At 67.3% G+C, this 19,546-nt stretch carries 17 protein-coding genes; 8 read left to right on the forward strand and 9 right to left on the reverse strand.

What is annotated here, in order from left to right; genetic code table 11:
* Position 1 precedes the first annotated feature (1 nt).
* Entirely contained in the window at positions 2 to 1,270 is a 1,269-nt protein-coding gene (locus tag ACSQ19_RS16645) for a TolC family protein (RefSeq protein WP_327482779.1), read from the reverse strand.
* Between the two features lie 54 nt (positions 1,271 to 1,324).
* Positions 1,325 to 1,729, reverse strand: a complete 405-nt coding sequence (locus tag ACSQ19_RS16650) for a hypothetical protein (RefSeq protein WP_187572539.1) — start codon at positions 1,727 to 1,729, stop codon at positions 1,325 to 1,327.
* A 151-nt stretch (positions 1,730 to 1,880) separates the two neighbouring features.
* Between ACSQ19_RS16650 and ACSQ19_RS16655 the strand changes: the two genes are divergently transcribed.
* From ACSQ19_RS16655 to ACSQ19_RS16665, 3 genes are all read left to right on the forward strand, one after another.
* The gene (locus ACSQ19_RS16655) at positions 1,881 to 2,243 is read left to right on the forward strand and encodes a hypothetical protein (RefSeq protein ID WP_327482780.1); all 363 of its coding nucleotides are present in this window, start codon (positions 1,881 to 1,883) and stop codon (positions 2,241 to 2,243) included.
* Positions 2,244 to 2,380: 137 nt separating this feature from the next.
* Positions 2,381 to 4,873 carry a heavy metal translocating P-type ATPase gene (locus ACSQ19_RS16660; RefSeq protein WP_435998492.1) on the forward strand — a complete coding sequence of 831 codons (2,493 nt, stop codon included), beginning with the start codon at positions 2,381 to 2,383 and terminating at the stop codon, positions 4,871 to 4,873.
* A gap of 42 nt (positions 4,874 to 4,915) precedes the next feature.
* On the forward strand, positions 4,916 to 5,470 hold the full coding sequence (locus tag ACSQ19_RS16665; RefSeq protein ID WP_327482782.1) for a hypothetical protein: 555 nt from the start codon (positions 4,916 to 4,918) through the stop codon (positions 5,468 to 5,470).
* On the opposite strand, the gene ACSQ19_RS16670 is transcribed toward ACSQ19_RS16665, so the two are convergent.
* Positions 5,373 to 6,017 carry a DsbA family protein gene (locus ACSQ19_RS16670; protein WP_327482783.1) on the reverse strand — a complete coding sequence of 215 codons (645 nt, stop codon included), beginning with the start codon at positions 6,015 to 6,017 and terminating at the stop codon, positions 5,373 to 5,375. The two genes, ACSQ19_RS16665 and ACSQ19_RS16670, sit on opposite strands and share 98 nt — an antisense overlap.
* 223 nt (positions 6,018 to 6,240) lie before the next feature.
* Here ACSQ19_RS16670 and ACSQ19_RS16675 point away from each other — a divergent pair, with 223 nt between their 5' ends.
* From ACSQ19_RS16675 to ACSQ19_RS16685, 3 genes are all read left to right on the forward strand, one after another.
* Positions 6,241 to 6,513: a BPSL0761 family protein gene (locus tag ACSQ19_RS16675; RefSeq protein WP_046933515.1), complete on the forward strand. Its 273-nt coding sequence runs from the start codon at positions 6,241 to 6,243 to the stop codon at positions 6,511 to 6,513.
* Between the two features lie 2 nt (positions 6,514 to 6,515).
* Positions 6,516 to 7,277 (forward strand): SseB family protein, encoded by a 762-nt coding sequence (locus tag ACSQ19_RS16680; protein ID WP_162109351.1) that lies wholly within the window; start codon positions 6,516 to 6,518, stop codon positions 7,275 to 7,277.
* 431 nt (positions 7,278 to 7,708) lie between these two features.
* Positions 7,709 to 7,840 (forward strand): hypothetical protein, encoded by a 132-nt coding sequence (locus ACSQ19_RS16685; RefSeq protein ID WP_435998496.1) that lies wholly within the window; start codon positions 7,709 to 7,711, stop codon positions 7,838 to 7,840.
* 9 nt (positions 7,841 to 7,849) lie between these two features.
* On the opposite strand, the gene hemN is transcribed toward ACSQ19_RS16685, so the two are convergent.
* Both hemN and ACSQ19_RS16695 read right to left on the reverse strand, forming a co-directional pair.
* Entirely contained in the window at positions 7,850 to 9,256 is a 1,407-nt protein-coding gene (hemN, locus tag ACSQ19_RS16690) for an oxygen-independent coproporphyrinogen III oxidase (protein WP_435998498.1), read from the reverse strand.
* A 45-nt stretch (positions 9,257 to 9,301) separates the two neighbouring features.
* Positions 9,302 to 10,537 (reverse strand): MFS transporter, encoded by a 1,236-nt coding sequence (locus ACSQ19_RS16695; RefSeq protein ID WP_436001010.1) that lies wholly within the window; start codon positions 10,535 to 10,537, stop codon positions 9,302 to 9,304.
* Positions 10,538 to 10,710: 173 nt separating this feature from the next.
* On the opposite strand from ACSQ19_RS16695, the gene ACSQ19_RS16700 reads away from it, so the two are divergent.
* Both ACSQ19_RS16700 and fdhD read left to right on the forward strand, forming a co-directional pair.
* Positions 10,711 to 13,017 (forward strand): FdhF/YdeP family oxidoreductase, encoded by a 2,307-nt coding sequence (locus tag ACSQ19_RS16700; RefSeq protein ID WP_435998500.1) that lies wholly within the window; start codon positions 10,711 to 10,713, stop codon positions 13,015 to 13,017.
* Complete coding sequence (gene fdhD, locus ACSQ19_RS16705; protein WP_435998502.1) at positions 13,001 to 13,816, forward strand: formate dehydrogenase accessory sulfurtransferase FdhD; 816 nt, start codon at positions 13,001 to 13,003, stop codon at positions 13,814 to 13,816. Before ACSQ19_RS16700 ends, fdhD begins: the two co-directional genes overlap by 17 nt.
* A 12-nt stretch (positions 13,817 to 13,828) precedes the next feature.
* Here fdhD and pdeM read toward each other — a convergent pair whose 3' ends face one another.
* The 4 genes from pdeM to ACSQ19_RS16725 are packed head-to-tail and all read right to left on the reverse strand — an operon-like array spanning position 13,829 to position 19,509.
* Positions 13,829 to 14,476: a ligase-associated DNA damage response endonuclease PdeM gene (pdeM, locus tag ACSQ19_RS16710; RefSeq protein WP_435998504.1), complete on the reverse strand. Its 648-nt coding sequence runs from the start codon at positions 14,474 to 14,476 to the stop codon at positions 13,829 to 13,831.
* On the reverse strand, positions 14,466 to 16,922 hold the full coding sequence (locus ACSQ19_RS16715; protein WP_435998506.1) for a ligase-associated DNA damage response DEXH box helicase: 2,457 nt from the start codon (positions 16,920 to 16,922) through the stop codon (positions 14,466 to 14,468). Before ACSQ19_RS16715 ends, pdeM begins: the two co-directional genes overlap by 11 nt.
* A complete protein-coding gene (locus ACSQ19_RS16720) occupies positions 16,919 to 18,511 on the reverse strand; it encodes an ATP-dependent DNA ligase (RefSeq protein ID WP_435998508.1) in 1,593 nt (530 codons plus the stop codon). The genes ACSQ19_RS16715 and ACSQ19_RS16720 overlap by 4 nt, the downstream gene beginning before the upstream one ends.
* Positions 18,508 to 19,509: a ligase-associated DNA damage response exonuclease gene (locus ACSQ19_RS16725; protein ID WP_435998511.1), complete on the reverse strand. Its 1,002-nt coding sequence runs from the start codon at positions 19,507 to 19,509 to the stop codon at positions 18,508 to 18,510. Before ACSQ19_RS16725 ends, ACSQ19_RS16720 begins: the two co-directional genes overlap by 4 nt.
* Positions 19,510 to 19,546: the final 37 nt, after the last annotated feature.

Genomic DNA, 19,546 nt, shown 5'->3' on the forward strand with positions numbered 1-19,546 from the left:
CTTATGGGGTGGTGGTGCCGCTGGCGACGATCGGCTGCCCGGTCAGGCGCTGGATCTCGATCAGGGCAGCTTGTGCGTCGACGGCCACTTGCAGCTGGCGCACGCTGGCTTCCACGCGTTGCGCCTGCAGCTGCGACCACTCCAGATAGCTGATCGCACCGGCTTTCCACGCGTACTCGGCGGCCTTCTCAGCCTTCTCCAAGCGTGGGATCACGTCGGTACGCAGGCGACCGACTTCCAAACGTGCCGTGGAGTAATTGCCGTAGGCGTTGGTCAGCGCGGAGTAAAGATCGATGCGCAGGGATTCGCGTTCGATCGGCGTCATGGCCAGTTCGGCTTCAGCAGCACGGATACCCGGTGCGGCACGGCGTGCCGACCCCAGCGGAATGCTGATGCCGGCCATGAACCCCACATCGCTCGTGGCACGGTTGTAGCGTCCACCGGCCTGCCACTGCAGATCAGGCGTAGCTTGCGTACGCGCCAGACGTAGCTGGGCCTCACGCACACGCTCCACGCCCGCCAACTCAGCAAGCTCGGGCGTGTTCTGCAGGTAGTCACTCAGTGCATTGAAGCTCTGCAGTTCCGGCAGCACCAAAGGATTGCCCGCGGCCACGGTGAAGCTGGGCGTGCGCTCATTCCACAGGGCCGCCAGGTTCTGGCGCGTGGCCGCTTCATCGGCAATGGCGCGATCGCGATCCAGTTCGGCCGTGGCCAAGGCCGCCTGTGCGGTGAGCACGACCGACTCGGGCGAGGCACCGGCGGTCAGGCGGGTACGTGCCGCATCGACGGCGCGCCTGCGTTGGACGATGTCCAACTCGGCGATGCTCTTGCGCTTGGTTGCGGCGGTGACGGCCAGATAACGCTGCGCCGTCTCGGCCAGCAGGTCCAGCCGTGCCATCTCGCGCTGCGGCGCCAACGTATCAATGTTGGCCAACGCCAGGGCTTGCCGGGCATTGAGCTTGCCGCCGCGCTCGATCACCCCGGCCAGGGTGACGGTGAGCTCGGCCTCGCTGAAACCGCGATAGTTGCCGGTGCCGAGCGTGTTTTCGATGGTTGCGCCGAGGGTCATCGGGGGCTTGAGGGCCGCCGATGCCAGGTTGGCATCCAGGACCTGACGACGTCCGTCGAAGATGCGCAGGTCAGGGTGTGTCGTGGCAACGCGCGCGATGGCGTCGTCCAACGAAAGGGTAGAAGAAGGCGCCGTCCCCGTTTGCGCGTACGCAACGGGCACGACCAAAAAGGCAGCGCACGCTGCCAGTCGCAACCACATGAGATATCTCCGATTAGGCGAAAAAACGATGCACCGGCAAGCCGGCGTGCAGCGTTAGGCCGTAATCGGAGGACGGGTCAGGGACAGCGGCTGCAGGGAATCCAGCGGCTGGATCTCGTGCACAGGCGCGATCGCCTGAGGAGCGAGCGGTTCGACCACAAGGGCGGGCGAGGGAATAGCCACCGGATGGCCGCAGGCATGGGCTCCATGGACCAGCGCGTGCAGCAGATCGCCGGCCGAACCCTCGTCCTGATCGCCGGCATCCTGATCGACCACCGCGCTGGTGGCGTCATCGCTGACATCGCAGTGCTCGGGATCGGCATGATCGGCCACGGCCTGGGCCGATTCGTGGATATCGCCCACGGCCGCCAGCACCGGATTGGCCACCACCGCGAACAACAGCAGTGCCAGCGCCGGCAGGCGCAGGAATCGGCTGAGTTGGCGTAGGGCACGCGTCATGGTGCGCGCATGGTAGTCAGTCCCTTGCGCGTTAGACAATCACGCAATTCAGGAAACTGTCATCGCGCTGCAGCGTTAGGGTGTAACAGCGCTTGGCGTGCGCGACCGGGTTGGGTATCGTCGGGCCATTCGTGCAGCCCGGGACCTCCGCGTGCGCCTTCTGACCGCCCATCCCCGATCATGGCTCGCCTTGGGCGCGCTGTGGCTGATCGTGGCGGCGGTGCTGGCCCATCCGGTCCTGACCCAGCTCGGGCAGCTGCATGGTCTGGAGCACAGCGCACCGCACCTGCGCGCAGCCGCGCATGCGCACGATGCCAAGGGCGAGGTGCCCGATGAGCACGCTACGGGGGCGCACAGCCTGTTCCATCACTCGGACGTGTGCGCACACGCGGTGATCCTGCCGGACTTCCCGGCCCCTGGGCCGCTCATCCCCGGCCAGGCCTATACGCCCATCGCCGCGGTCCTGGCGCTGGCCCAGCGCTCTACGCACCCCTTACGCCCACCCATCGCGTGATCGCGCCGGCGCACGCCGCCTTGGCGTAGCCGCTGCTTTGGGATCGCGTGCGCCGGTCGCAACGACCGTGCTGTCGCGTGGCACTCACTTGCGCTGTGGACACTCAGGTTCATCTGCGCAGCACTGACGAGATCGATATGGATACCTCCCCTGGCAAGTTGCGCCTGGACATTCCCGTTGTGCTTCCCCACGTGCGCGATGCTGCCGATGCGTGCATCGAGCGCCTGCAGAGCGAACTGCTCGCACGCCCCGGGGTGGACCGCGTCCACATCCGACCTGCCGAGGGGGAGGGACCCGGCCAACTCTGCGTGCACTTCGATCCGCAGTTGATGTCGCTGGCCCGCATTCGCGAGCTGGCCCAGGCCGCGGGCGCACGCGTCACCGAAAGCTTCGGTCACCTCACCTGGACGGTCACCGGCATCGGGCATGAGCGACGCGCCCGCACTGTGGCCGAACAGATGAGCTCGGTGTTCGGCGTGCTGGAAGCCCGCGCCAGCTCGGCCGGCACGGTGTACCTGGAGTTCGAGCGCGAGAAGATCGACGAGGGCGGGTTGGAGGCCTCTCTCAAGCGCATGGGCGTTACCCGCGTGGTGACGGGCAAGCCGTCCCAGCACGACGATCACGCCGGTCATGCGCATGACGGCAAGGGGGGGGAACACGGCGAGGAGAAGCACGACCACGACCACACCGGCGGCCTGCTCGGCCCCAACACCGAGCTGATCTTCGCCCTGACCTGTGGTGCGTTGCTGCTGGTGGGCTTTCTGATCGAGAAGTTCGCCGCCTCATTGCCGGGATGGTTCCCCACAGCCTGCTACATCGGTGCGTACGTCTTTGGCGGTGCGTACACGCTGCGCGAGGCCTACGACAACCTCAAGCTCAAGCGCTTTGAAATCGACACCTTGATGCTGGTCGCCGCCGCCGGCGCCGCCGCGCTGGGCTCTTGGGCCGAAGGTGCGTTGCTGCTGTTTCTTTTCAGCTTGGGTCACGCGCTGGAGCACTACGCGATGGGACGCGCCAAGCGCGCCATCGAAGCGCTGGCCGAGCTCGCGCCGGATACGGCGATCGTCATCCGCGGCGAGTCCACCACCGAGATTCCGGTCGGTGACCTGCAGCTCGGTGATCGGGTACTGGTGCGTCCCAACGAGCGCCTGCCGGCCGATGGATTCTTGCTGAAGGGCAACTCCAGCATCAACCAAGCACCGGTGACCGGCGAGTCCATCCCGGTGGACAAGCGGCCTGTGGAGGATCCCGCACAGGCACGGAGCCGGCCCGACAGTGTCGATGCGGCCAGTCGGGTCTTCGCAGGCACCATCAATGGGGCCGGTGCGATCGAAGTGGAAGTGACCAAGCGCGCCGAGGACTCCGCGCTGGCGCGCGTGGTGAAGATGGTGAGCGAGGCCGAGACACGCAAGTCGGCCACCCAGCGCTTCACCGATCGCTTCGAGCGGATTTTCGTACCCGCGGTACTGGCGCTGGCGTTCCTGCTGCTGTTTGCTTGGGTGGTGGTGGATGAGCCGTTCCGCGACAGCTTCTATCGCGCCATGGCCGTGCTGGTGGCCGCCAGTCCGTGCGCGTTGGCCATCGCCACCCCGAGCGCGGTCCTGTCCGGTATCGCCCGCGCGGCGCGTGGGGGCGTGCTCATCAAGGGCGGCGCGCCGCTGGAGGATCTGGGGTCGTTGAAGGCGATGGCCTTCGACAAGACCGGCACCCTGACCGAAGGGCGCCCGCGCATCACCGATGTGGTGCCGGTGGACGGGGCGTCGGAGACCGAGCTGCTGCAGGTAGCGGTCGCGGTGGAGTCGCTGAGTGATCATCCGTTGGCCGCCGCGATCGCGCGAGATGGTCGCAGTCGATTGGATACGGGCAAGTTGCCAACGGCCTCGGCCTTGGAAAACCTGATCGGCCGCGGCGTCAAAGCCCGTCTGGGCGATCAGCCGGTATGGATCGGCAAGGCCGAGATGTTCGGCGCGGACGAGGTTCCCGCCCTGGGCGCCGCCGCGGCAGCGGCCATCGCCGCGTTGCGCGAGCAGGGCAGGACGACCATGGTCGTGCGGTTGGGCGATCGGGAGCTCGGCGCGATCGGCTTGATGGACACGCCACGCGAGGCGGCCAAGCAGGCGCTGGTGCGCCTGAAGGCCATGGGCATCGAGCGCATGATCATGATCTCCGGCGATCACCAGAAGGTGGCCCAGGCCGTGGCCAAGGAGGTCGGCCTGGACGAGGCATGGGGCGACCTGATGCCCGAAGACAAGGTCGAGGCGATCCGCAAGCTGCGCGATCAGGACAAGGTCGCCATGGTTGGCGACGGCGTCAACGATGCGCCTGCGATGGCCAATGCCACCGTCGGCATCGCCATGGGCGCGGCCGGCTCGGACGTGGCCCTGGAAACGGCAGATGTGGCGTTGATGGCCGATGACCTGAAGCACCTGCCATTCGCCGTGGGCCTGAGTCGTCACACGCGCGGCATCATCCGGCAGAACGTCTTCGTCAGCCTCGGCATCGTCGCCTTCCTGGTGCCGGCCACGATTTTCGGGCTCGGCATCGGTCCGGCGGTAGCCGTGCATGAGGGCTCCACATTGTTGGTGGTCTTCAACGCACTGCGTCTGCTGGCCTACAAAGACAAGGGATGAAGCGTGGACACTCCCACCAGACCTCAGGCAAGCACGCTAGCTATGGCGGTGACGCTGAGCGTACTGGCAGTGGCAAGTGGCTACCTCGCACTGGGTGGCTTGGCGGCGAGCATTTTCGCCGTCGGCTATGTCGGCGGTCTGGTGCTGTGGCTCAGCGTGCGCGGCCCGATCGTCTACCGCCGCTTTCGTGCGCCCTACTGGCTGACGCTGGCGGCGTTCGTGTTGTTGCACAAACCCGAGGAGCGTTACGCCCAATTTTTTGATGTTCTGGCCCAGATCAGCGGCACGGCCATCCCCCAAAGCACCGATCCTGCCGTGCTGCTGATGCTGGCGACCGGCTTCCTTCCCTGGCTGCTGATTCCTTGGTTGGCCGGGCAGAGCAGGGATTTCGGTCGCTATCTGGCCTGGACGTTCTTCGCGTCGATGGGGCTGTCGGAGCTGGCCCACTTCGTATTGCCGCTTTTTCTGGCACAGCCTTACCACTACTTCCCGGGCATGCTCAGCGTGGTGATCCTGGCCCCCTTGGCATGGTGGGGACTGTGGCCACTGGCGCAGGCCGGCGCCACGTCCGGATCGGCGCAACCACCGGCGCCCTGATGCTAATCGCGTGGGACGCTGCCTCTAGGCGCCAGGCGGCGGGCGATTCTGGTTTCTTCCGGGTGTGTTGGAGTTCGCTGGTGATAAGCGCGCTCAGTTGCTGGGGGCCCAGTTCGGATAGCAGCTTGCCGTTGACGAAGATCGCTGGCGTGCCGCGAATGTCGGCCGCTTCCACGGCGGCCACTTCGCGTTTGATCAGGGTCTCGACCGCCCCGGTCGCCAGATCGCGCTGTGCACTCGCACGGTCCAAGCCTGCGGCGACGGCAAACTCCCACACCTTCTTCGGATCCGGCGCGCCATGGCTGGCCCACACAGGCTGGTTTTGCATCAAGGTCTCCAGCACCGGCTCGAACTTCTTCTGTTTCCGGGCCGCTTCCAGCACACCAATCGCTTCCTTGGAGACCTGTCCATGGAAGGGCACATAGCGGATCACCAGACGCACGTCCTTGGGACGGGCGGCCAGCAGTTGCTTCACGTGGGGATACATCGCACGGCAGGACTCGCAGGTCGGGTCGAAGAATTCCACGATCGTGACCGTCGCGGTCACCGGCCCCAGGGGCGGTGCACCGGCGGGTGCCAGTAAAAACAGCGTGCGGAATCAAGCAAGGGTACCGGCCGCACGCGGCTTTACATAAGCGACGTTATGCGAAGTAAGTTATTGATTATACCGGATTAATTTGGAAATCGCAAGGTCTGTAGTTGCACCGTGCGCTAGCCGGCCACAGACGCGATAAGCTAAGCATTCCTTAGTTCCAGCCATTCTTGATGTCATGACGACGCCATCTGAGCGCACCCGCAATGTGTTGCAGGCGGGCGCGTTCCTCCGGCAGCTAGCGGCCAGCCAAGCCGTGCCCAAAGAGGTGCGGCAAGAGGCATATCGACTGCTGCGGCACTATCCAACCGTCAGCGACATCGAGGCGATTGCTGAGCACGAAGAGCGGCTGCGAGCGCTGACCCAGTCGGCCTTCGTACGACCCTACCTGAGCAGCGAGATCGAGGCGGATTGGTTCTCCGGATACCCGCTTGGCCCTCATCGCATCTGACTATGAAGCAACCGAGCAGGCCGCGTGCAAGAGGGACTACGTCCGCAGAGGCAGCGCTGGAGGCTTCCTTTGAACGGGCCCGCGACAGCGCAGCCGAGGAACGCGCATTCTTCAAGCGACTGATGGATGCGATCGTGTACGTGCATGCGCCCGTCTCGGATGACGCGCGGACACTGCGGCTGGTCCAGTTCCGCCATCCTGACGGTTTCGATGCGATCCCCTTCTTTACCTCGCTCGACAAGGCGCAGGCGGCCAGTTCGGCTGCTGTCAGAATTCTGGGAGTTCCAGGCCGTGAGCTGCTAACCGGTACTCGCGGCGCTACGTTGATGCTCAATCCCAACGACGACGGCGTTGTCCTCTACCCGGAAGAGGTTGCGGCATTGTTGGATACGGGCTTTCTGGCCAGGGTGGAACGGCTGGAGCCGGCGGAGTTCGCGGTGAGACCTGCCCAAGCCGCACCGGCTTGGCTCGCTCCGGCCATCAGCGGCAGCCTTGAACACGCCGACTTCGTCTCGTCGGCGTATCTCCTGGAAACTCACTCGTCGGGGGGCGTCGAACAGCCTCCCGGTCTGTTGATCTGGCTGGTGGTCGACCTGGCTTTCGCCGAGCGGGCGGCTCGTCTGGTGACCACCGCCATACAGCCCTTATGCTCAGATTTGGACGTCATCATCGACTTGGCGGTCCACGACGTATCGCAGCCTTTGCCGGCGGGCCTGGATGATCCCCAGATCGTGCCCATGTTCACGAGAATCAAGCCAACTTGAGCGCAGCTCATCGGCCTATGAGCCCTGAAGACAAACTGCTAGCACTCCTTCCGGAATTGACCGAGGAGGAGAAGGATCGGCGGACCCGCGAAGGTATCGCCGACGTCGACGCTGGACGTACGATCCCGCACGAGGAACTACTGCAATGGATCAGGCGATGGTCGGAGCCTTCTTGAGGGTTTCCGTTGGGTCAGGAGCGTGGAAACTCTTGAATCCAATATTCAAGAAGGGCACGCGTGCCTAAGCAGCACTTCAGAAATGCCTGGGTCACGCGGCTTCTGGTTCGATCAAGCCTAAGTCTGTAATCCACGCACTGCCTGACGTCGAGGGGTGTTTCCTCGTTGAATCATGGTGTTAGAGCCGATTCGGCTGTTTTTCTCACGAATCCCTGCCGACCCTCAAGTTCAGCCGCGCAGGGGGCGGTGATCTCGATGCATCGCGATGCCGTCGCCTGCGAACGGGCCAAGCACGCCCGCGACCAGGCGTACGCGCGACTTGGCCTGAAGCGCGATTTCGCTACAAGCCGCAAGCTCGACGACCGTGTCAACCAGGCGTGCCGGTGAAGGAGGGTCTCAGATCGTGCGCGAGAACCGTGGCGTGTCCGGCGACGGTGCGGCTGGCAGGTAGCGGTCGAAGCACATCGCGATCACCCGCAGCAGCAGGCGACCCTTGGGCGTGGCCTGGATGCCGACCCGCGTGAACGTCAGCAGGCCGTCGTCTGCCAGCGGCGCCAGCCGCGACAGCGCATCGGCGAAGTAGTCGGTGAACACGATGTCGTAGCGCCGTCCGATGCGCGCGTAGTCCAGTCGGCCATGGCACATCAGTTCCTGGATGACCTCCGCCCGCAACACGTCGTCGCGATCCAGCGGCATGCCGCGCCAGACCGGCATGCGTCCGTCGTCGATGGCGCGTTCCCAACTGGCGATGTCGCGGGGATTCTGGCTGAAGCTGTCGCCGATATGGCTGATGGCGCTCACGCCGAGCCCGATCAGGTCGCTCTCGGCATGCGTGGTATAGCCCATGAAGTTGCGATGCAGGTCGCCGCGCGCCTGCGCACGTGCCAGCTCATCGTCGGGCAGGGCGAAATGGTCCATGCCGATGTAGACGTAGCCCGCCGCCACCAACCGCTCGATCGCCCCCTGGAGCAAGGCGAGCTTGATCTCGCGATCGGGCAGGTCGGCGTCCGCGATGCGCTGTTGCGGCTTGAACAGCTGCGGCAGGTGCGCATAGCTGTAGACGGCGATACGGTCGGGCCTGGCGTCGAGCACGATCTCAAGCGTCCTCGCGAAACCGTCGCGCGTCTGCTTCGGCAGGCCATAGATCAGGTCGATGTTGACCGACCGCATGCCGTGTTCGCGGCATGCCGCCACGATGGAGAGCGTCTCTTCCACGCCCTGCAATCGGTTCACCGCCTTCTGCACGCCCGGGTCGAAGTCCTGCACCCCCAGGCTCGCCCGCGTGAAGCCCACGGCGGCCAGCTCGGCGATGTCGGCGGGCGTGACGAAGCGCGGATCCAGTTCGATCGAGAAATCCATGGTCGCCGGATCGGCGAACGTGAACTGGCTGCGCAGTTCGGCCACGCAATCGGCGATCTGCGCCGGCGTCAGGAAATTCGGCGTACCGCCACCGAAATGCAGCTGCACGACGGGGCGGCCGCTGTCGAACAACGGGGCCATCCGCGCGATCTCGCGGTATAGATAGTCGAGGTAGAGCTCGCCACGCGCCTTGTCGCGCGTGATGACCCGATTGCACCCGCAGTAGAAGCAGGGACTGGTGCAGAACGGGACATGCACGTAGAGCGACAGGGGGCGCGCGTGCTCGAGGCCATTGGTCGACGCCGCATGTGCGCGCAGTTCCGGGGCACCGAAGCGCGCGCTGAATTGGGGTGCGGTCGGGTACGAGGTATAGCGCGGACCGGGCGTGTCGTAGCGCCGCAGCAGGTCGGCATCGAACATCGGGGTTGGAGAGACGTGGCCCATGTCGCGCAGGCTAGGGGCTGGCCCACCATGCCGCATTGATCGGGATCAATTCCCGCGCGGATCGCGCTCTCGGGCCTCGGGCGCATCGTGAATTTCGGGCAGCATCTCCAGCGCGGTCGGCGTGGTGCGCAGCATGGGGTGGAACCGGCCGGGATGCAGCAGCCGGCGCGTCTTGAACAGGCGGCGGCCACCGGCCACCAGCGCCAACACTCCCAGGGTGCAGGCGAAGAAAAGCGGCAGTGCCTCCGCACCGAAGCGCTGCATCAGCGCACCGGCCACGGCGGGCCCGATCGCGGCACCGATGCCGTTGAGCAGTAGCAGTGCGCTGCAGCCCGCGAGCAGCTGCTCGCCCGGCAGACGGTCCAGCAGGTGCGCGACGGCCAGCGGATACAGCGCGAAGGCCAGACCGCCGAACAGGAAGAACAGGGCGTGCGCCTGACCCTCGAAACGCAGCGCGAGCAGGGCAGTGGCGGCGCCTGCGGCGGCGACCAGCGCCAACGTGCTGCGGCGGTCGCTGCGATCGGACAGACGGCCGATCGGCAACTGCAGGGCAGCGCCGCCGATGATGGTCACCGCCATGAAGGTGCCGATGCCTGCGCGATCCAGGCCCAGCGAGGCCGCATACACCGCGCCCATGCCCCAGAACGCGCCCAGCGCCAGGCCGGCGAGCACCGCGCCGGCGGCCGCACTCGGCGCCGCCCGGCAGATCTCCAGCAGGTGCACCTTCGGAGCGACGGTCATCACCGGCGGCGAAAGCCGTGTCGCGCTGACCGGCAGGATGGCCAGCGCGAACAGGATCGCCACGACGCTGAACAGCACCGGGCTGCGCGGAGGCTGCAGGTCGAGCAACAGTTGGCCGGCCGCCAGGGCGAGCAGCGAGACCACCATGTACACGCCGAACACGCGGCTGCGGTGCTCGGGCGCGGCCTGCGCGTTCAACCAGCTTTCGATCACGGTGCACAGCCCGACCAGCGACATGCCGGTGACCACGCGCAGCAGCATCCATCCGACCGGCTCCCTCCACAGCGGGTACACCAGCACCGCTGCCGCCGCGAGCGCGGCGTGGAACGCGAATGCGCGGATGTGGCCCACGCGCCGGATCAGCGGCGGCGCCGTGAACGTACCCAGGAAGAAGCCGACGAAGTAGCCCGACATCACCAGGCCCGTCGTGCGCTCGCCCCAACCTTCGGCCTGGCTGCGCATGGCCAGCAGCGTTCCGAGCAGGCCATTTCCACCCAGCAGCAGCGCAACGCTGGCGAGCAGGGCGGTGAGCGGAAGCAGGAGGCGGATCACGGGAGGCAGGCGGTACCGGGTCTGGCGAGGTCGACATGCTAGCAATCCCATCCTGAGCGTCCGGTTCACAGGCGCCACGATGCATGACGCATGCAACCCGTCCGAGGGCATCGGGTATCCTGCAGGCGTCTCTTTCTCCGACATGCAAGGGCAGGGATCCGATGAGTGAACGCAAGGTCCCGGGCATCGACGAGTACGATGGCGCAGCCGGCGGATGGGGCGCACTCGCCGCCGTCGCCCGCGCGGTGAAGAGCCAGATGGCGGTCGGTCGCGAGACCTCGGCGCTGCGCCGCGTCAACCAGCCCACCGGGTTCGATTGCCCGGGCTGCGCCTGGCCTGATCCGAAGCACACGTCGTCGTTCGAGTTCTGCGAGAACGGCGCCAAGGCGGTGTCGTGGGAAGCCACCGGCAAGCGTGCGACTCCGGACTTCTTCGCACGCCACACGCTGGCGGAACTGTGGGAATGGAGCGACCACGCGCTGGAGGACGAAGGCCGGCTGACGCATCCGATGGCCTACGACGCCGATACGGACCGCTACGTGCCGATCGGCTGGGACGAAGCGTTCGCCCGCATCGGCGCAGCGCTGCGGGCGCTGCCGCATCCCGACATGGCCGAGTTCTACACCTCTGGCCGCACGTCCAACGAAGCGGCCTTCCTGTACCAGCTGATGGTGCGCGAGTACGGCACCAACAACTTTCCCGACTGTTCGAACATGTGCCACGAGGCGACCAGCGTCGGGTTGCCAGGATCCATCGGCGTGGGCAAGGGCACGGTGACGCTGGACGATTTCGCGCACTGCGATGCGCTCTTCAGCTTCGGCCACAATCCCGGCACCAACCATCCCCGCATGCTCTCGACGTTGCGGGAGGTCTCGAAGCGCGGCGTCCCCATCGTGGCGGTGAATCCGCTGCGGGAGCGCGGCCTGGAACGCTTCACCTCGCCGCAGCACCCGGCCGAGATGCTGACGAACACCGCCACGCCGATCGCGCAGACCTATTACCAGGTGAAGATCGGCGGCGACCTCGCGCTGCTGAAAGGCATGATGAAGTGGCTTCTGGACGCCGATGCCGACGACCTCGCCGCCGGCGGCAACGGCGTGCTCGACCATGCGTTCATCGCCGAACACACCGAAGGACTGGAGGCGTTGCGCGAGGATCTCGCGCGCACGACGTGGGAAGAGATCGTCAGGCATTCCGGCCTGGCACGCGACGACATCGCCGCCGCCGCGCAGCTCTACGCCAGGGCGGACCGCGTGATCCTCTGCTACGGCATGGGCATGACGCAGCACCGCCGTGGCACTCAGAACGTGCAGCAGATGGCCAACCTGATGCTGCTGCGCGGGAACATCGGCAGGCAGGGCGCCGGCATTGCGCCGATCCGCGGGCATTCGAACGTGCAGGGTGACCGCACGGTCGGGATCACCGAAAAGCCAACGCAGGCCCTGGTCGATGCGATCAAGCGCACCTACGGCTTCGAGTTCCCGCTCACGCACGGGCACGACGCCGTCGAGGCGGTGCGCGCGATCCGCGACGGCCGTTCGCGTGCGCTGGTGTGCATGGGCGGCAACCTGGCCGTTGCGATGCCGGACCCGGAGACGACGATTCCCGCGATGCGCACGCTCGACCTGGCCGTGCATATCGCCACCAAGTTGAACCGTTCGCATCTGATTCCCGCGAAGCAGGCGTTCCTGCTGCCCTGCCTGGGCCGCACCGAGCGCGACCTGCAGGCGAGCGGCCTGCAGTCGGTAACGGTGGAAGATTCGATGTCGATGGTGCATGCATCGCAGGGTGGACTGCCGCCGGCGTCGGAGCACCTGCTCTCGGAACCGGCCATCGTGGCCGGCATCGCGAAAGCGACGTTGCCGCAGACGAAAGTGGACTGGGATGGCCTGGTCGGCGACTACGACCGCATCCGGGATGACATCGAAGCGGTGTTCCCGATGTTCAAGGACTTCAACCGCCGCGTTCTCGAGCCCGGCGGTTTCCGACTGTACGTGGGGGCGTCCGAACGCGACTGGGGGCCTGGCGGGAAGGCGCGGTTCCTGGTCGCGCCCGGGCTCGACGAGGATCCGTGCACGGGCCGTCGCGACCTGCTGACGCTGACCACGATCCGGTCCCACGACCAGTACAACACCACGATCTACGGCTTCGATGATCGTTACCGCGGGATCAGCGGGCGACGCGACGTGGTGTTCATGAACCGCGACGACATGCGCGCGCGCGGGCTGGCGCAGGGCGACCGGATCGACGTGGTGTCGTACCTGGCCGGCGACGACGCGACGCGGACGGTGTCGGGTTTCATCGCCGTCGAATACGACCTGCCGCAAGGGTCTGCTGCGATGTACTACCCGGAAGGCAACCGCCTGGTGCCGCTGGACAGCCACGATCCGCACTCCGGCACGCCGGCCTACAAGTCGATCCCGGTGGTGGTCAGCAAGGTGCGCGATTCGCATGTCGATGCCGGATGATCGTACCGGGGGCGTGGCGCGACGCGAGGTCGTCGACGTCACCGGGGGCGCATCGACCGTCCGCCAGGATCTGCTCGCCGAGGAGGTACCGCTCGCGATCCACTGCAACGGCGAACCGCTGGCGGTGATGATGGTGTCGCCGTGCGATCTGGAGGACTTCGCGCATGGCTTCGCGTGGACCGAGCTCGGCGTCAAGCCAGGCGATCTCGTGTCGGTGGAGGTGCAGCCCTTGCTGGAAGGCATCCAGCTCGACGTTCGCACCCGCGATCCGCTGCCTGCGCGTGTCGCCGGCCAGCAACGCTGGCTGCCCGGTCGCAGTGGCTGCGGCATCTGCGGCAACCGGCACCTGGAAGATGTCATCAGGCAACCCGAGGCCGTGGGCGAGGGGCGCGCCATCGCCTCATCGGCGCTGGAGGCCGCGCTGTTCGAACTGGCGCAACGACAACGATTGAACGCGGCGACGGGCGCCGTACACGCCGCCGCATGGGCGGGGGTGGACGGAAAGATCGCACGGGTACGCGAAGACGTCGGTCGTCACAACGCGCTGGACAAACTGATCGGTGCCATGCGGCGGGAGGGCATCGATCCCGCATCGGGTTTCGCACTGGTCACCAGCCGGGCGAGTTACGAAATGGTGGCAAAAGCAGCGATGGCAGGCATTCCGTTCCTCGCCGCGATATCGGCGCCCACGGCGCTGGCGGTGGACCTGGCCACCGGATGCGGCATGACCCTGGTCGGTTTCACGCGTCCGGGCCGGCATGTGGTCTACAGCCATCCCGGACGAATGGCGCAGGCCTGAGTCGTCGTCGATCTATCCCGCCGGCAACGCCGCCACCAGGCCGCCCAGGCACGCGACCTGGCGATCACCGGCGCGCAGGACCGGCTCGACGCCGCCGGTGAAGCGCGAAAACGCGGGCAGGACGGTGAGCCCGGTTCGCAGCCAGAACGTCGGCCATCGTCCTGGCAAGCCGGGATAGCGCACGCGGGGATGCACGTGACCTGCGATGACGTGTCCCGTCCCGTCGCCGGGTACATGGCGCAGCTCGAACGGGCCGCGTCGCAGGCCTTCGGGGACGAGATCGAGCCGCCAGTCCGACGCGCGTCCATGCAGATGGCGGTCGTGGTTGCCTGCCACCACGGTGATCGGCAACGACGCATGCCGCTCACGCCACGCCTGCCACTCCTCCTGCCACGCGCCGCCCGATCCGGCGCCATGCAGGAAGTCGCCCAGCACGCACAGCTCGCGTGCACCGGTGGCGGCAAGCAACGACTGCAGGCGTTCCAGATCGTCGCGCGTACCGCCGCGCGGTACCGCGATGCCACCACGACGCAACGCTTCGCCTTTGCCGAGATGGAGGTCCGCGACAAGCAGCAGGGATTGCGCCGGCCAGAACATGGCGCGATCGGCGAGCAGTCGTACAGGCTGTCCTGCCAGTTCGATATCGAGGCTAGCCTGCATGGCGGCGTTCCAGCTGCTCGGCCGCACGGCGTACCCGCGCCTGCCAATCCTCGGTGCTCAGGTGCGCGCGCATCCCGTCGGCCCACAGCGGAAAGGCGAGCGGTGTGAGGCTGGCGGGCGAGGTGAGGTGCACGCGCGCATCGCGCAGCCGGCCGAGCAGGACCTCCATGTCGGCGATCTGCAGGTCTTCTTCCAGCGCCTCGCGGCGCGCCAGTTCCAGCAGCAGATGGCCGGGGTCGTGTTGCGACAGCACGTCGAAGAGCAGTCCGCTCGACGCCTGCAATTGCCGCAGGCTGCGGGGCGTGCGGCCCGGCAGCGAAGGCGGCAACAGGCCGGCAACGCGCGCGATGCCGCGGAACTGCCGGCGCGCCAGTTCGCCGAGGTTGGCGCCGTGGGCGAGGTCGTCCACCAGATGGAGGGGCGAGAGCAGTTCCCGCAGCAGGTCCGCATCCAGGGCAACGGGCAGCTGGGCCGACAGCACGAAACCGAGATCATTGGCCGCGAGCGAGAACGTGTTGGGGTGCCGCTGGCCCCATCGCCACGCCATCAGGGCCGCGAGCCCCTCGTGCGCACGACGGCCGGCGAACGGATAGACGAATACGTGGTATCCATCGCGGCGCTTCACCTGTTCCACCAGCAGCTCGCCGGGAGACGGCACGCGACTGAGACGTTCCTGCACGGCCAGCAGCGGACCCAGCGCCCGCATCTCGGGCGATGTCCGGTCGTCCGCCAGCGACGCCAGCACCTGCGCGGCCAGCCGCGACGACAACGGCATGCGCCCGCCCATCCAGCGGGGCACCACACCGTCGCCCTGCTTGACCAGGCGCACGTAAGCCGTCATGTCCTGAAGCCGCACCAGCTCCAGCAAGCGACCGGCGAACCGGAAACGGTCACCCGGGCGCAGGCGGCTGAGGAAGGCTTCCTCGACCGCGCCCAGTCCACCGCCTTTCATGAACTTCACCGACACGTTGCCGTCGCTGGCGATGGTGCCGATGGAAAGCCGATGGCGCAGGGCGACGATCTTCTCGTGCACGCGATACACGCCGTCCGCATCGCGCACGACGCGTCGATACTCGGGATAGTGCTCCAGTGCATCGCCGCCGCGCACGATGAAGTCGAGCACCCGCTGCCACGTCGCGGTGTCGAGCGTCGCGAACGCGTGCGTCGTGCGCACCTCGGCCAGCAGCGCGTCCGCCTCGAAGCCACCGCCCAGCGCGAGCGTCACCGCGTGCTGCGCCAACACGTCGAGCGGCAGGCGAGGGGGATGCCGGGTCTCCACGACGCCCTCCGCGATCGCCGTGCGGGTGGCCGCGTACTCGGCGAGTTCGAGCGCATGCGTAGGCACGCACAGGACATGGCCGGTCTCGCCGGGACGATGGCGCGCACGGCCGGCACGCTGCAGCAGGCGGGCCACGCCCTTGGGGCTGCCGATCTGGATCACCTGGTCGACCGAGGGAAAGTCGACGCCCAGGTCCAGGCTGGACGTGGCGACCACGCACCGCAGCGATGCATCGCGCAAGCCGGCTTCGGCCTGCTGCCGCACGGCCGGATCGAGCGAGCCATGATGCGGGGCCAGCGTCGCGCTGTCTTCCGGCCATACCGACGACAGCGCCTGATGCCACAGTTCCGCGTGCGCGCGCGTGTTGGTGAACAGCAGGGTGGTGCGTACGGAGAACACGCGATCCATCACGCCCGCAAGCTGGCTCAGGCCCAGGTGGCCGCTCCAGGGAAACCGCACGATGTCCGCCGGCAACAGCGTTTCCAGCGTCATCGGCCGGGGCCGCGCGGCCGACAGCACGCGCGGCGGTTGGCCGGGCGGAAGCAGCGACCGGCAGGCATCCTCCAGATTGCCGAGCGTCGCCGACAGTCCCCACGTTCGCACGCGAGGCGACCATCGGCGCAGGCGCGCCAACGCAAGCTGGGTCTGCACGCCGCGCTTGCTGCCCATCAGCTCGTGCCATTCGTCCACCACCACGCAGCGCAGGTCGCCGAACATCGGCGCCGTATCCGGATAGCTGAGCAGCAGCGACAGCGACTCGGGCGTGGTCACCAGCACATCCAGCTTGCCGCCGCGCGCCAGGCGCTTGTCGCGTGCACTGGCATCGCCGGTGCGCTGCGCCACACTCCACGGCAGGCCGAGCGCATCGGCGGTCTCGGCCAGCGCTCGCGTCGTGTCGGTGGCCAGGGCGCGCAGCGGCGTGATCCACAGCACGCGCAACGGACGCGCAACCGGCCTGCGCGACCCGGATGAACGGGACGGCGCCTTTTCCGCCAACGCTTCGAGCAGCGGTCCGCCGAACGCGGCGAGTGTCTTGCCGCTGCCGGTCGGGGTATGGATCAGCCCCGATTCGCCCGCCAGGTAATGTCGCCAGGCCTGGCGCTGGAACGGCAGCGGCTTCCAGCCGCGGGCGGCGAACCACTGCTGCAGCCGGGCGAGGGGCGTCATCGCGCCAGTGCCTGCAGCGTGGACAGCTTGTCGGCGTGCGCCGCGGACTTGTCATGGCGCCAGCGCAGGATGCGGGGAAACCGAACGGCGACGCCCGCCTTGTGCCGATTGCTGATGTTCACGCCTTCGAAGCCGAGCTCGAAGACATGGTGGGCGACGACGGAACGCACGGGGCCGAACCGCTCGCGCGTGTGGGTGCGGATCCACTGGTCCAGGGCCAGTATTTCCTTGTCGTCCAGTCCCGAGTAGGCCTTCGCCACCGGCACCAGTTCGCCGGCGTCGTTCCATACACCGAACGTGTAATCGGTGTGCAGGGTACTGCGGCGCCCATGCCCGGCCTGCGCGTACAGCAGCACCGCGTCGATGGTCAGGGGATCGATCTTCCATTTCCACCAGTCGCCGCGTCGCCGGCCGCTGCGATACGGCGATGCACGGCGTTTCAGCATCAGGCCTTCGACGCCGCGTTCGCGCGCGCCCTGGCGCAGCGCGGCGGCCGCATCCCAGGATGCAGCATCCACCGCCGGCGAGACCTGCAGGCGCGGATCGTGCGTGGCCCGGAGCAGCTCGTCCAGGCGCTGCCGGCGCGCCTCCAGCGTCCATTCGCGCACATCTTCGCCTTCCAGCTCCAGCAAGTCGTACGCCAGCACCCGCGCGGGCGCGGCAGCAAGATGCTTGCTGCCCGGACGTTTGCGCTGGATGCGCGTCTGCAGCGCGGAGAAGGGGAGGGGTGCCGTGCCGTCTTCCCAGGCCAGCAGTTCGCCATCGATGACGGCATCCCGCGGCAGGCCGAGGGCAGCGGCCTCGATCTCGGGAAAACGGCCATCCAGCCGCTCCTCGCCGCGCGACCAGAGCGCGACCTCGTTGCGGCGACGGATCACCTGCACGCGGATGCCGTCCCACTTCCATTCCAGCAGCCAGTCCTTTACATCGCCCAACTGGTCAGGCGCGTTCTCGAGCGGCGATGCGAGGAAGAACGGGTAGGGCTGTTCGCGGTCGCTGTCGAGCACCTCGGTCGACAGAAGGCCATCGAGGAACGCCGGCGTGGGCGGCCAGTCACCGAGCATGCGCTGCGCGAGCACCGCGATGGGCACGTCGGAAAAATCCGCGAGCGCCTGCTGGACCAGGCGCGCCGACACACCGACCCGCAGCGCGCCCGTCAGCAGCTTGTTGAAGACGAGGCGCTCGCTGTCGGGCAGCTGCGTCCAGGCGTCGACCACGGTGCTACGACGCGTCTCCGCATCGGCACCGGCAACCGGCAACAGGCGCTGTTCGATCCACGCATGCAGCGGCAGCTCGGGATGCTGCGCCGTGCTCGACGGCAGCAACAGGGCAAGCGTCTCCGCCAGGTCGCCGACGTGGGAATAGCTGTCGTCCACCAGCCACGCGGGCAGGCCGGCGAGTTCGCCGCACCAGGTGCGCAGTTCGCCGCTGCCCGCGATCCGCCGCAGCTTGTTGCCGGCAAGCAGCCAAAGCCCCCACGCCGCGTCTTCGCGCGGCACGCGGCGCACGTAGTCGGCGATCGCCGCTCGCTTGTCGAGGGTGCCGGTGCTGTGCTCCAGCGCCTGGTAGAGCGCGGCGAAGGCTTTCATTCCTCGCCACCGAAGTCGGTCGAGAACGCCTGCGCATCCTGGCCGCGCTCGCGCAGGAAGCGGATCAGCGCATCGGTGTTGCCATGGGTGGCGATGATGCGGCGTGCGCCCGTCTGTTCGATGGTGGCGAGCAAGCCCGGCCAGTCGGCATGATCGGACACGACGAAGCCGCGGTCGTAGTTGCGTCGCCGGCGGTTGCCGCGCAGGCGCATCCAGCCGGATGCGAAGCCATGTTCGGCGTCGCGGAAGCGACGCGTCCAGGTGGACCCGGCCGCGGAGGGCGGCGCGATCACCAGGCGGCCCGCGAAATCCTTGCCCTTGGGCTGCTCGCCGACCGCCTCGGTGGCGATCAGGTCGATGCCCGCACTGCGGTACACCTGCACGCCGGTGTCCACGGCGCCATGCAGGTAGACGGGGGGTTCGTCGAAGCGCGCGAGTTCGGCGAGGATGCGCTGCGCCTTGCCCAGCGCATAGGCGTACAGGATGGCCGCACGTCCACGCGCCTCGCACGCGCGACGCCATTCGACGATGCGCGCGACTTCCTCGGGCGTGTCGGGCCATTGATAGACGGGCAGGCCGAACGTCGCTTCGGTGATGAAAACGTCGCACGGCACGACCTCGAAGGGCGGGCAGGTGGGATCCGCCTGGCGCTTGTAGTCGCCCGACGCGACCCAGACTTCGCCGTCCACTTCGATGCGTACCTGCGCGGAACCGAGGACATGACCGGCGGAATGAAACGACACGACGGCATTTCCCAGCGGGAAGCGCTCGCCGTAGGCATGCGGATGGAACTCCTGATCGCCCAACCGCCACCGCAGCACCGGCATGCAGTCGCTGGCCGCGTGGTAGCGCGCCATGCCGGTGCGGGCGTGGTCCCCATGCCCATGGGTAATCACCGCCGTCGCGACCGGCTTCCAGGGATCGATGAAGAAATCGCCCGCCGGGCAGTACATGCCTTCAGGACGCAATACGATGAGATCGCGGGGGGTCGCCGTCATGAGGGAAGACTGCGAAAGGGCGTGTACAGGGGTGGTG

Source organism: Pseudoxanthomonas sp. LjRoot127 (assembly GCF_964253495.1).
GTDB lineage: Bacteria > Pseudomonadota > Gammaproteobacteria > Xanthomonadales > Xanthomonadaceae > Pseudoxanthomonas_A.

Bases quoted from the DNA above. Each gene is read 5' to 3' on its own strand.
- ACSQ19_RS16645 (WP_327482779.1), bottom strand. From the start codon at position 1,270: ATGTGGTTGCGACTGGCAGCGTGCGCTGCCTTTTTGGTCGTGCCCGTT.
- ACSQ19_RS16650 (WP_187572539.1), bottom strand. From the start codon at position 1,729: ATGACGCGTGCCCTACGCCAACTCAGCCGATTCCTGCGCCTGCCGGCG.
- ACSQ19_RS16660 (WP_435998492.1), top strand. From the start codon at position 2,381: ATGGATACCTCCCCTGGCAAGTTGCGCCTGGACATTCCCGTTGTGCTT.
- ACSQ19_RS16665 (WP_327482782.1), top strand. From the start codon at position 4,916: ATGGCGGTGACGCTGAGCGTACTGGCAGTGGCAAGTGGCTACCTCGCA.
- ACSQ19_RS16675 (WP_046933515.1), top strand. From the start codon at position 6,241: ATGACGACGCCATCTGAGCGCACCCGCAATGTGTTGCAGGCGGGCGCG.
- ACSQ19_RS16680 (WP_162109351.1), top strand. From the start codon at position 6,516: ATGAAGCAACCGAGCAGGCCGCGTGCAAGAGGGACTACGTCCGCAGAG.
- ACSQ19_RS16685 (WP_435998496.1), top strand. From the start codon at position 7,709: ATGCATCGCGATGCCGTCGCCTGCGAACGGGCCAAGCACGCCCGCGAC.
- hemN (WP_435998498.1), bottom strand. From the start codon at position 9,256: ATGGGCCACGTCTCTCCAACCCCGATGTTCGATGCCGACCTGCTGCGG.
- ACSQ19_RS16700 (WP_435998500.1), top strand. From the start codon at position 10,711: ATGAGTGAACGCAAGGTCCCGGGCATCGACGAGTACGATGGCGCAGCC.
- fdhD (WP_435998502.1), top strand. From the start codon at position 13,001: ATGTCGATGCCGGATGATCGTACCGGGGGCGTGGCGCGACGCGAGGTC.
- pdeM (WP_435998504.1), bottom strand. From the start codon at position 14,476: ATGCAGGCTAGCCTCGATATCGAACTGGCAGGACAGCCTGTACGACTG.
- ACSQ19_RS16715 (WP_435998506.1), bottom strand. From the start codon at position 16,922: ATGACGCCCCTCGCCCGGCTGCAGCAGTGGTTCGCCGCCCGCGGCTGG.
- ACSQ19_RS16720 (WP_435998508.1), bottom strand. From the start codon at position 18,511: ATGAAAGCCTTCGCCGCGCTCTACCAGGCGCTGGAGCACAGCACCGGC.
- ACSQ19_RS16725 (WP_435998511.1), bottom strand. From the start codon at position 19,509: ATGACGGCGACCCCCCGCGATCTCATCGTATTGCGTCCTGAAGGCATG.